Genomic DNA, 11,122 nt, shown 5'->3' with positions numbered 1-11,122 from the left:
GCTCGTCCGGGTCATCAAGCGCGCCCTGAAGAAGATCCAGTACAGGCCCCACCTCATCGACGGCTGCCTCCCACCGACCGGCCTGGCGATAACGACAGGAGTCGACATCACGAATTAAAGATCAGTAGACCTGGTTGAGCTGGAGCCCTGGGCCGGTGGGCCGCAATCGCCAAGCAAGCCCGACGGCAACATGCGGGTCATGCCCTTTGGAGAGCGTGGGCTGGTGACCTATCTCGTCATGGAGCCCCAACGCGAGGTGTATATCGTTCGCGTGCAGTGGACTAGTTTCTGGCTTGATGGCAGGCGTGGCGCGCTGGGTGACAATCGCCGTGGACGCGCCCGGAACGCGGCGCGGAATACCCGTGGTCGCCGCGATCATGGGCCGTTTCGCGTCCGACGATGCGGACGAGCGTGATCCGGACGCCGGGCAGGAATTCTGGCTGGTGAGGTCGATGCACTTCACCACCCGTCACTTCGCTGAGGACGGGCGTGAGTACCGCGACTGTTTCGTCGACTCTGACGGTGTCGTCCGCCTGCCCTACGGCCGTGACCATGACGAGCCGCAGGACTGTGACGATCCGATTACCCATTTTGCGGAACTGCCCACTCTGCCGGGCACGAACGTGCACTACCTCCTGGGCGAGAAGGCGAAGACCGCTCGCGCGAACGCCCTGGAGGAGGGGCATAACGGCGTTCATGGCGCGCTCGCGATCTCATGAGCCACGCCGGCATGGCATTGGCACCACCATCCCCGAATGCGTCGACGAAGTGCGCACCCGGCTGTGCAAGGCCGCCGAGGCGGACTGCCACTCGCCTTCGACCAAGGCGTCCGCAGCCACCGAACGTGGTCGAACGCTGATTCAAATCGGACCTGATTGGGTTTGAACCCTGGGCCGGTGGCCGGCGAGATGGGCGCGACGGCGGTCTTGGCGTCGCGCTTCCGCCAGGCCGGGCGCCAGATGTTGACGGGTCGGCGGCAGCGCGGATGCTTCAGATGCCTCCTGGTCGCATGCCTACCGACCGAGATCCCACATCAAGACCTTCTCGGCTTTTCCCCCGGCAAGCACGACGGTGTGCCCGTTCACGTAGCCGAGCGCCATGACGACCAACCGGTTGTGAGCCTTGAGCGGATCGCCGATCTGCTGTCCGTCGAGCAGGTTCCACACACGGATTTCGCCGCCCAGGGCGGCGGTCACCGCGATCGGGATGTCGCCGAGCCGTCCGGTCAGGATTTGGAGGACGCGTGTGCCATGCCCCCGGAGAGTGGGTGTCAGTCTGCGACCGGTCCGCAGATCCCAGAAATAGAGGCGACTGCTGCGTCTGGTGAGGACACCGGTCGTACAGCGTACGCGGGCCACCGCGATCGGGGATTCACTGGAGCTGACCCCGCTCACCTCGCCGAGGAGGTGGCCGCTCTGGAAGTCCAGAATGCGGGTCGTTCCCTTCAGGCTGACGAGGAGAACCGGCCTGCCGTCGATTTCGGCCAGAGTCGTGAGCTGTAGTGGAGTAGTGGCACCGATTTTCACCGGGGCTCCGATTCCCGCACCCGTGGCGAGGTCCTTGATCCATGCTCTGGCTCCATCCCTGCCGAACAGCACGGTGCGATCACCGACCTGGGTGACCCACGGCGCTGTCCTTTCGTCCCTGGCGCGGAGAGCCTCCTCCAGGCTGGAGGCGACGAGATCCCGGAATCGTCCGCCTCCCGCTCGGTCCGCGACGACAGTGCGGTCACGCAGGCGATCGGCCGGGATGTCTTCGAGGGAGCCGTAGGTGTCCGGCGGTGGAGCGGCGACCCTCCGACCCGTGGCGAGATCCCATTGGATCGTCTGGCCGTCCCAGCCCTGGGTGATCGCCACCGGTCGGCCGGCCGACTCGCTGACCGCGATCGCCAGAATGGAGTCGGTGTGACCGGGAGGAACGGTCGCGGCAAGCTGCCGGGCGGTGCCGAGGTCCCAGAGCCGGACGGTGTTGTCACCGCCTCCGGTAATCGCGATCGGCCGACCGGCCAGTTCTCCCACGGCCAGTGAGACCTCGATGAAGGCCGGCCGCGAAAATCCGTAGGATTCGCCGCCCAGAGCACTGGGTGCCGGTGGATTGCCGGGCAGGAGCCCGATCTGCTTGCGCGAGACGGGGTCCCATATGGAGATGCTGCCCGCGGGCCGGTTGACGGTCAGAAGTACGGTCTTCCCGTTCACCCTCGCTTTTCGCACGGTGGTGAAATCACCGTCGATTCCCACGAGTCGTCTACCGCTGGCCAGGTCCACGAAACGGAGGGGATCCGGTCCCGGTTCGTTCTCGTCACCGCCGTTGTCGTTGACCACGGCGGTGAGTCTGCCGTGCAGAGTGACGAGTTCGAGCGCGTTGACTCCGTTGTCCTCTCCCAGCAGGATGCGCGGCCCGATCTCCCGCCCGGTCCCCGCGTCGACCACGTGGAGCTCGTCACCAGCGGTGACCTTCACGGTGCGACCGTTCAGGCGGCCGATCGCGGCACCTTTGGCGTCCCCGCTGGTCACTGTGAGCGGTTGCCCCTGGAACCGTCGTACGGTGATCGTCTTTTCTGAACGGCCCACCTTGACGAACAGCGTCAGTGGGTGTTCCGGAAACGAACTCGTAGTGATCGCCCTGATCGGTCCACCGACCTTGACCGGCTCTCCGATCGGGGCGAGGGTCGGAAGGTCCCAGACCCGCAGACTGCCTTCGTCCCCGGCGCTGACCGCGACGGGACGCGACCCCAGCAGGCCGATGGCCACCCCCGTCACATTGGTGTGCCCGTCACCCCCGAGGGCCACCGGAGGCCCGAACGTGCGAGGAACAGGCGTTCTGGCCGTCTCCTCGCACGGTTTCGACGCGTACGGCCATTTCGGCGGTCCAGCCGCTGACGCATGGAGTGCGGGTCCGGCCAGCAGCAGGCAGAGGACCAGCAACAAAGGCCTGCGAATCGCACTCAACCTCAGCAGCTCCCCATGGACGGAGGGTTCGACACATCACGGTAGGGCTTTCCCCCAGCGAACATCGAGTGAGTAGGAGCTGAGGCCGGCGCTGAGCGGGCGGGACAAGGGCGGGAATGCCAGGATGGCCGTACCTGACAGAAGATCGGAGCCGGGATGAACATGCGCGCGGAGGTGGAGTGGGTGGACTCACAGGAGAGGCTGCCGGGGGACGGCGTGCCCGTGGCCGCCGCGATAATGGGCCGTTTCGCGTCCGACGATGCGGGCGAGCGCGATCCGGACGCAGGGCAGGAATTCTGGCTGGTGAGGCCGATGTACTTCACCACCCGTCACTTCGCCGAGGACGGGCGTGAATACCGCGACTGCTTCGTCGACTCTGACGGTGTCGTCCGCCTGCCCTACGGCCGGGATCGTGATGAAACGCTGGAATTTGACGATCCGATCACCCACTGGGCGGAGCTGCCCACTCTGCCGGGCACGAACGTGCACTACCTCCTGGGCGAGAAGGCGGAGGCCGCTCGCGCGAACGCCTTGCGTGAGGGGACATGACGGCGTGACCCACGCCTCGCGCGAACGGCAGGGAAAGCGCGGGCGAGGTCACCGAGGCCGGTGGCCCTTCCTTTTACGGCCGGCCGGTACGGCACGGCGGCCGGAGCCGTTCTGTACGGGTTTCTGTGCCTGCTGTCTCGGTTTCGCTGCTTGGGAGTCGGGGGTACGACCCCGCGAGCTGTTCACCGTCCGGCCGCGGACGATGCCGATGAAATCTTCCACCAGGTCGGTGGTCGCGTCGGTGGGCCAGGCCAGCGCGACCTGGGACTGCGGCGCGTCCGGCACCGGCCGGTACGTGAGGTCCCTGCGGTGGTGGAGGCGCGCCAGCGACTGCGGAACCAGGAGGAGCCCCGTCCCGGCCGCCACCAGTTCGACCGCGTCCGCCGTCGTGGCCGGGCGGGTGAACGCGGGCAGCCCGGGCCGGTCCGTCCACTCGATGGTGTCGTCCAGAGGGTGGAGCACCTCGTCGTCGGTCAGGTCGGCGGTGGCCACCTCGTCGACGGCGGCCACCGCGTGGTCCTTGGGCACCACGACCACCGTGGTCTCCACGTAGAGAGGGATCACGCTGAGGCCGGCCCGGTCGACCGGCAGCCTGACGAAGCCGGCGTCGGCGCCGCCGTCCCGCAGGAGGTCCACCACCTCGGCGGCGGGAACCGCGACCAGGTCAACCGGCACATGGGGCATCCTCTCGGTCCAGATGCCGACCCATTTCGCGGGTGTCACCCCGGGCACGTACGCCAGCCGGAACACCCTGCCGGTCTCCCCGTCATTCACTTCCCCAGGGTATCGATGTCAGGGGAACCCGTTCCGACTGACTACGCTTGGCGCCATGACCTCGTCCAGACCGAAGACCATCCAGACGATGAAGCCCGCGACCGCGGCCAAGAAGCTGGGTGTTCTCCTCTCGGCCACTCCCGCCGAGTTCCAGGCGGGTGTCGTCTCCAGGGACGAGCTGAACGAGTTGCAGTCGACCCCACCCGCCTGGCTCACCGACCTGCGCCGCAACGGCCCGCACCCCAAGCAGGTCATCGCCGCGAAGCTCAGGATCTCCATTTCCGGCCTGATCAGAGGCGGGATCACCGGACCGCTCACCACCGCTGAGATCGAGGCGCTGAAAGCGGAGAACCCACCGTGGCTGGAGCGCGAGCGAGCCGTCCAGGCCGAGACCCGCAAGGAAGCGCTCCGCCTCAAGCAACGCGACGGCTGAGACCCTGCTCGTCTCTGCCCCGAGACGAGCCCCTGGCATCTCGACGTGATGGTTCAGTCGAGGATCTGGACGTACCCGTCGGTTCCGTGGACGCGGATCCGCTGGCCGTCGCGGATCAACCGGGTGGCCTGCTCCACTCCCACGACGGCCGGCAGGCCGTACTCTCGCGCGATCACCGCCCCGTGCGTCATGAGGCCGCCCACCTCCGTCACCAGTCCGGCGACGGAGACGAACAGGGGGGTCCAGCTGGGGTCGGTGTAGGTGGTGACCAGGATGTCGCCCGCCTCGAGGTCGGCCCGCGCCATGTCCGTGATGACACGGGCACGGCCTTCGACGGTCCCGGCCGAGACCGGGAGGCCCACCAGCGCGCCGGGCGGGGCGTCGTCGCGCAGGTACCGGCCGGTGACGACCTCGCCGTCCGACGTGAGGACCCGGGGCGGCGTGAGCGCCTCGTACGACCGGAACGCCTCCCGTCTTTCCAGGATGAGTTCGGCGTCCACGGCGTCGGTGCGCACGACCTCACGCAGCTCCTCGAACCGGAGGAAGAAGATGTCGTCCCTCTCCCGCAGGACGCCGGCCTGGACGAGGCGATCGGCCTCCCGCAGCAACGCCTGCTTGTAGACGAAGTAGCGGCTGACCATGCCGTACTTGGGGTACTCGCGGTATCCGGCGAAGGTGCGGACGCGGTCGATCATCCGCTTGGTCTCGTCGGCCTTCTGCTCCCCGTCGGGCAGGGCGCGCAACCGCGTCAGCAGCTCCTCTTCCTTCCGTAGGGACTCCTGGAGTCCTTGTTCGAAGCGCCGCTTGCCGGCGCCCGGCTCGAAGTTCCTGACGTTGCCGAGGATGCTGGGCACGAGCGTGGCGGGTTGCTCGCTCCAGCGCGTCCTGGTGATGTCGATCTCACCCGTGCAGCGCATGCCGTACTCGTCGAGGTAGCCCCGGATGGCGTCACGTGCTTCCCGTCCGCCGGGCAGCCCGGCCAGCTCGTCCAGGAAGCCGTCTCCGTCCCGGCCCTCGTCCGCGACGCGGTGCAGGAACGCCACGACCTCCGCGTGCGGCCGGACCGCGTCCGCGACGTCGAGGAGCGCCAGCCCCATCTCCGACGTGACGTTGTGGGGGACGGACTGCGTGAGCACGTCGGCCGCGTTCTTCTCGCCCAGCCATGCCTCGAGCTGGTCGTTGAGCCACCAGGCCGCCTCCATCCCCGCCATGATCACCTGGAAGCTCCGCCGGTCGAACAGAAGGCGCCTCAGCTCTTCGATGTCGGTGCGGATGAAGTCGAGCAGCGCCGGGCCGGAGAGGCCCTGGATCTCGCGCCGCAGGGCGGCGACGGACGCCTGGTTGTTCCGGATCAGCTCGGTGACGACGGCCGGATCGGTCTCGATCGGAGCGGGCGCGTCGCCGGCGGGTGCGGAGCCGGCATCCTCGTCGGGAAGCAGGCGGAGGAAGTCGCCGCGGTCGACGACGGTCTGCAGCGCGTCCCGGATCAGCGGGTCGGACCTCCCCAGCGTCCCGATGAGGTTCGCGCGGCCCGCGGACGTCGCCAGGACGGGGGCGACGTCGACGAACAACCGTCCGCCCGCCTCGTGCATCGGCCGGGGGGTCGTCAGCTGCCACAGGGACAGTCCCAGCGGCTTCATCGCGTCGGTCATCATCTGCTGGTGACCGACGGAGACGTAGAGGTGGTTGTCCTGGTCGCCGGTCGCGGGGACGGGGAACAGGGTGGTGATCGGCCGGCTCTGGACGATGTGGAACTCGTCGCCGGCCAGGCACCACTCGATGTCCTGGGGCCGGCCGAAGTACGCCTCGATCCGCCGGCCCAGCCGCACCAGACGTACGACCTGCGCGTCCGTCAGAGCCGGCTGCGTCTGCCGCTGCGGCTCGACCGGTGCGTCGTGGGTGCCGCCTCCGGGTGACGCCCGGACGATCCGCGGCTTGGTGGCGATCGTTCTGGTGATGATTTGGTCGTCGCGCACCGCGTAGACGTCGCCGGAGACCAGGCCGGAGACGAGCGCCTCGCCGAGCCCCCAACCGGCTTCCACGGTGGCGATCTTCCGGTTCGAGGTCACGGGGTCGGCGGTGAACAGGATCCCGGCCGCGTCCGGGAACACCATCCGCTGTACGACCACGGCCATCCGTACCTTCCGGTGGTCGAAGCCGTTACGGCGCCGGTAGGTCACCGCCCGCTCGGTGAACAGCGAGGCCCAGCACCGCCGGACGTGCCGGAGGATCTCCGCCAGGCCCACGATGTTCAGGTACGAGTCCTGCTGGCCGGCGAAGGACGCGGTCGGCAGGTCCTCGGCCGTCGCGCTGGACCGTACCGCGTAGGAGTCCTGCTCGCCGAGCCGGGCGAGCGATTCGCCGATCGCCGCCACGAGATCGTCGGGCATCGCGACGTCTTCGACGACGCGGCGGACGTCCGCGCTCAGGGCGCGGATCGCCGCGCGGTCGTCCGGTTGTACGCGGGACAGCAGATCAAGCTGGGCGTCGATCGACGGCACCTCGGCCACGACCCGCTGGAAGGCATCCGTCGTGACGCAGAAGCCGTCCGGCACGCGGACGCCGTCGATTCGCGAGAGCTCCCCAAGGTGCACCCCCTTTCCGCCGACGTCCCCGACATTCGCCGAGTCGATTTGCTCGAAACCCATCACGTAGCGCATTTCCGCTGCTCCATCGCTCGTCGGATCGGTTCGCAACGGGCAGTATGAAGCAATTTTTTACGCCTCATGAGGTCTGCGGATCTGATATACAGTGAAACTGGAGGGGAGTGGTGGCGCGCACCTCATGCGCGGTCCGCCCCGGCCTCCTCCGGCACCCGCACCGAACCCCTGGTGCTGACCGGTCCGAGAGTCTCGGACATCTCATGCGGTGACCTCGCTTGACCTTGACACAGTGGCAGGGCCTTCACTGTGGCCGAGGAGGTGGTCCCGATGACCATGCCCGAAGAGGACACGAACATCATGCGAGCTCTCCAGGGGCTGGAGAACGGCAGCTCGTCGGTGCGGCTGCAGGCGGTGCTCGCGGCCGGTACGACCCCGGACCCGAGGTTCATCGACAGGCTCGTCGAACGGTGCGCGATCGAGCCCGATTTCTACGTGCGTGACATGCTTACCTGGGCGCTCACCCGCCACTCGTCATCGATCACGGTTCCGAAGCTCGTCGATGAACTCCGCTCGGAGCGCGTGCAGGCACGAAGCCAGGCGTTGCACACGCTGTCCAAGATCGGGGATCGGCGGGCGTGGCCGGCGATCACACGAGGCCTGCTGACCGACGGCGACGACGAGGTGGCGCGGAGCGCCTGGCGAGCGGCGGTCGTACTCGTGCCCGAAGGCGAGGAGTCCGAATTGGCGGGAGTGCTGGCGACACAGCTCGGACGCGGCGAGCGTGAGACGCGGTTGAGCCTCAGCCGGGCGCTGGTCGCGCTCGGCGAGGTGATCACGCCGATTCTGCGCGTCGCGACGACGGATCCCGACCCTCGCGTGCGTCAGCACGCGATCGCCACGGAACGGCTGCTGCGCGACCCCGACGCGGGATTCGAGTTCGCGATCGAGGAGGCGAAGCGCGTCGCGGTCCTCGGCGCGCAGGAGGGGTGACAGGCGGTGCTGATCGGGGATGTGGCTCGACGGTCCGGGGTAAGTGCCCGGATGCTCAGGCATTACGAGTCGCTCGGCCTGGTGCGGCCGACGGGCCGCACCGAGGCCGGCTATCGGGAGTACTCCGCCGAGGACATCCGGCGGATCTTCCATGTCGAAAGCCTGCGGTCGTTGGGGCTGTCGCTGCGTGAGGTCGGGCGTGCGCTGGACGATCCCGGCTTCACGCCCTCGGAGCTCGTCGACGACCTCATCCGCCAGTCGCGAGAACGTATCGCGGCCGAGACGGAACTGCTCACGCGGCTACGCCGGATCGGTGCCGCGGAACCCGCCGGTTGGGAGGACGTCCTGCGAACCGTGGCGCTCCTCCAGGCTCTGGGGTCGGACAGCGCCGGAAAGCGCCAGCGCGCGGCCCTGTCCTCGGCGGAAGAGGTTGCGGTGCCGGTGGAGGCTTTGGCCGAGGCCGTGTTGAGCGAGGCGGACCCGAACGTCGCCGGAGCCCTTCGATGGGCTCTGGCGCGATCGGGCGACGGCGCGCTGGGACTGCTCGCGGAGGGCCTCGGCTCACCGGTGGCCGAGGTGCGGCGACGTGCCGTCCAGTCCATCGCCGAGATTCCGGACGGTGCGGCGACCACATTGCTGCGGGACGCCCTCACGAGCCCTGACGCGGTGGTCCGCGGGTGCGCGGCTCTGGCGCTCGGGGCACGCGGAGTGGCCGACGCGATCCCGGCACTCACCGACATGGTCGTCGAGGGGACGAACGACGTCGACGCGGCCGATGCGCTGAGCGCCCTTGCGGCTGATCCTGCGCTGGCGGATCGGATCGCCACCGGGCTCGCCGACCGCATCGCCCACGGCACCCAGGACGCGCCCGTACGTCTACGGCTGGCGCAGGCGCTCGCGGACATCCCGGGATCCACGACGTCACGTGTCCTCGCGGACCTGTCCCATGACGACGACCGTGCCGTCGCGCTCACCGCGGCCTACATTCTCAAGCTGCGCAACGAGACGGGCGACGGCTGCTGACTGCGGAGTGCGAGTCCCGCGATTCGCGCCGCCCACACCCTGGCTCGCATCTGGTCCCTCGCATATGCGGCTCACAGGTGGGCCAGCAGTGCGTCCAGTGGGCGGGGGACGCGATCGGGGTCCAGCGCCGCGACGAGCGGACCCGAGTAGCGGATCTTGCGGCCGCTGCCTGATCCCATGAAGCGGCGTAGCTGGTCGTGCGTGCTGCGCTCGCGCCATCCGGGTTGCTTCTGGAGCGTGTGGAACGAGCCGAGTTCGCCTCCGGCGTCGATGACGCGTTCGACCGCGGCGGTGCCGAGGGCGCGGATCAGTTCGTCCTCCAGGTCGGCCACGCAGACGAAGAACCCGAGCGCCTCCAGGTCGCTCCGGTCGAGACCGGACCCGAGGCCGGCACGTTCGAGCGCCCTCTGGAAGGCGCCCACTTCGCCGGCGTCGCACAGACCGGCCAGCCGCAGGTCGCGCCCTGGAGGGCCGAACCTGGCGATGTACGTCCCGATGTTCGTGGCGCCACCCATCGCCACCAGGGAGATGCCCTCGGCGTCGAGGTCCCGGCCCCGGCGGCCGGCCAGGGCTTCGACGGCCGCCTTGTCGCTGAGCCCTTCGACCAGGACCACGGTGTGCGTACGGGTCATCCGCCCAGCCTCGCACCCCGTCCGGGGGGTTTCGTACCCATTTTCCAGGCCAACGCGCAACCGATGGCTGGTCTCCCGCACGCGTCAAGCGGATCGCCGAGGCGATCCGGCGCACCCGGCAGGAGTGACGAGCGGCGGGAGGGCCGGACGCCGGCGTCCCCGGCCCGCCCGCCGTACGACGGGTCGCGGCCGACGTCAGCGCAGTGCGGGCAGGACCTTGGCGCCGAAGGCGTCGATGAACGGCAGCAGGTCCTGGCCCACATGGTGCAGGTAGACGCGGTCGAAGCCGAGATCCGCGTAGCCGCGCAGCCAGTCGACGTGCCTGTCGAGGTCGGCGGAGACGTTGACCACATCGCGCACCTGCTCGACGGTGACGTGCTCGGAGACGACGTCGAAGTGCTCCACCAGTTCCAGGTCCCAGGAGACGGGCGGGCCGAAGACGTTGCTGCGCCACTGGTCGTGGGCGATCGCCTCCGCCTCCTCCTCGGTCGGCGCCCAGCTCAGGTGGACCTGCAGGCAGACCGGTCCGCGTCCACCCGCGTCACGGTACGCCGCGATCATCTCGCGCAGGTGGTCCTCGGGGGCGTTGACCGTGACCAGGCCGTCCGCCCACTCCGCGCACCGGGCCGCCGTAGCGGTGCTCACCGCCGCGCCGATCAGCGGCGGCGGGGTGTCCGGGCGGGTCCACAGGCGGGCACGGTCGACGGTCACCAGGCCGTCGTGGGTGACCGTCTTCCCGTCGAGCAGGTCGCGGATGACGTCCACGCACTCGCGCAGGCGGGCGTCGCGGACCTCCTTGCGCGGCCACTGCTCGCCGGTGATGTGCTCGTTGCTGTACTCGCCGCTGCCGAGCGCGGCCCAGAACCGGCCCGGGAACATCGCGCCGAGGGTCCCGATCGCCTGGGCGACGATCGCCGGGTGGTAGCGCTGCCCGGGGGCGTTCACGACGCCGAAGGTGAGGCCGGTGGCCTGCAGGGCGGCGCCGAGCCAGGACCAGGCGAAGGCCGACTCGCCCTGCCGTTCGCTCCAGGGGGAGAAGTGGTCGGAACACATGGCGGCGTCGAAGCCGGCACGCTCGGCGGCGATCATCGCGGTGAGGAGGTCGGCGGGCGGGATCTGCTCGTGGGAGGCGTGGATTCCATACTCCGTCATGCGCCACGCTGCTACCCC

10 protein-coding genes are annotated in these 11,122 nt (G+C 69.1%); 5 read left to right on the top strand and 5 right to left on the bottom strand.

All coding sequences use genetic code 11. The annotated features are described in order from the left end of the window. The first annotated feature begins 296 nt into the window (after window positions 1–296). Complete coding sequence (locus HHX33_RS10665) at window positions 297–719, top strand: AQJ64_40280 family protein (RefSeq protein ID WP_182874420.1); 423 nt, start codon at window positions 297–299, stop codon at window positions 717–719. 294 nt (window positions 720–1,013) lie between these two features. On the opposite strand, the gene HHX33_RS10660 is transcribed toward HHX33_RS10665, so the two are convergent. Further along, entirely contained in the window at window positions 1,014–2,750 is a 1,737-nt protein-coding gene (locus HHX33_RS10660; protein WP_182874419.1) for a WD40 repeat domain-containing protein, read from the bottom strand. A gap of 354 nt (window positions 2,751–3,104) precedes the next feature. On the opposite strand from HHX33_RS10660, the gene HHX33_RS10655 reads away from it, so the two are divergent. Further along, a complete protein-coding gene (locus HHX33_RS10655) occupies window positions 3,105–3,497 on the top strand; it encodes an AQJ64_40280 family protein (protein WP_182874418.1) in 393 nt (130 codons plus the stop codon). Window positions 3,498–3,545: 48 nt separating this feature from the next. Here HHX33_RS10655 and HHX33_RS10650 read toward each other — a convergent pair whose 3' ends face one another. Continuing rightward, a complete protein-coding gene (locus tag HHX33_RS10650) occupies window positions 3,546–4,271 on the bottom strand; it encodes a LysR family substrate-binding domain-containing protein (protein WP_310741297.1) in 726 nt (241 codons plus the stop codon). Window positions 4,272–4,326: 55 nt separating this feature from the next. On the opposite strand from HHX33_RS10650, the gene HHX33_RS10645 reads away from it, so the two are divergent. Then, window positions 4,327–4,704, top strand: coding sequence for a DUF5997 family protein (locus HHX33_RS10645; protein ID WP_182874417.1), 378 nt, complete (start codon window positions 4,327–4,329; stop codon window positions 4,702–4,704). A 53-nt stretch (window positions 4,705–4,757) separates the two neighbouring features. On the opposite strand, the gene rph is transcribed toward HHX33_RS10645, so the two are convergent. Further along, window positions 4,758–7,364 carry a rifamycin-inactivating phosphotransferase gene (rph, locus tag HHX33_RS10640; protein ID WP_182874416.1) on the bottom strand — a complete coding sequence of 869 codons (2,607 nt, stop codon included), beginning with the start codon at window positions 7,362–7,364 and terminating at the stop codon, window positions 4,758–4,760. Window positions 7,365–7,634: 270 nt separating this feature from the next. Here rph and HHX33_RS10635 point away from each other — a divergent pair, with 270 nt between their 5' ends. Together HHX33_RS10635 and HHX33_RS10630 are read left to right on the top strand one after the other, a co-directional pair. After that, on the top strand, window positions 7,635–8,297 hold the full coding sequence (locus HHX33_RS10635; RefSeq protein ID WP_182874415.1) for a HEAT repeat domain-containing protein: 663 nt from the start codon (window positions 7,635–7,637) through the stop codon (window positions 8,295–8,297). Window positions 8,298–8,303: 6 nt separating this feature from the next. Then, a complete protein-coding gene (locus HHX33_RS10630; protein ID WP_182874414.1) occupies window positions 8,304–9,320 on the top strand; it encodes a HEAT repeat domain-containing protein in 1,017 nt (338 codons plus the stop codon). 71 nt (window positions 9,321–9,391) lie between these two features. Here HHX33_RS10630 and HHX33_RS10625 read toward each other — a convergent pair whose 3' ends face one another. Beyond that, window positions 9,392–9,952: a TOPRIM nucleotidyl transferase/hydrolase domain-containing protein gene (locus HHX33_RS10625; RefSeq protein WP_182874413.1), complete on the bottom strand. Its 561-nt coding sequence runs from the start codon at window positions 9,950–9,952 to the stop codon at window positions 9,392–9,394. 195 nt (window positions 9,953–10,147) lie between these two features. Continuing rightward, the gene (locus tag HHX33_RS10620; protein ID WP_182874412.1) at window positions 10,148–11,104 is read right to left on the bottom strand and encodes a TIGR03885 family FMN-dependent LLM class oxidoreductase; all 957 of its coding nucleotides are present in this window, start codon (window positions 11,102–11,104) and stop codon (window positions 10,148–10,150) included. Window positions 11,105–11,122 lie beyond the last annotated feature (18 nt).

Source organism: Microbispora sp. H10670 (genome assembly GCF_014161385.1).
Classification (GTDB): domain Bacteria; phylum Actinomycetota; class Actinomycetes; order Streptosporangiales; family Streptosporangiaceae; genus Microbispora; species Microbispora triticiradicis.
Note: the sequence above shows the minus strand (reverse complement) of the source record. Positions and strands in the feature narration are given on the sequence as shown.

Excerpts from the sequence above, each read along its gene's own strand:
- HHX33_RS10665 (WP_182874420.1), top strand. The coding sequence starts at position 297 with ATGGCAGGCGTGGCGCGCTGGGTGACAATCGCCGTGGACGCGCCCGGA.
- HHX33_RS10655 (WP_182874418.1), top strand. The coding sequence starts at position 3,105 with ATGAACATGCGCGCGGAGGTGGAGTGGGTGGACTCACAGGAGAGGCTG.
- HHX33_RS10645 (WP_182874417.1), top strand. The coding sequence starts at position 4,327 with ATGACCTCGTCCAGACCGAAGACCATCCAGACGATGAAGCCCGCGACC.
- rph (WP_182874416.1), bottom strand. The coding sequence starts at position 7,364 with ATGCGCTACGTGATGGGTTTCGAGCAAATCGACTCGGCGAATGTCGGG.
- HHX33_RS10635 (WP_182874415.1), top strand. The coding sequence starts at position 7,635 with ATGACCATGCCCGAAGAGGACACGAACATCATGCGAGCTCTCCAGGGG.
- HHX33_RS10625 (WP_182874413.1), bottom strand. The coding sequence starts at position 9,952 with ATGACCCGTACGCACACCGTGGTCCTGGTCGAAGGGCTCAGCGACAAG.
- HHX33_RS10620 (WP_182874412.1), bottom strand. The coding sequence starts at position 11,104 with ATGACGGAGTATGGAATCCACGCCTCCCACGAGCAGATCCCGCCCGCC.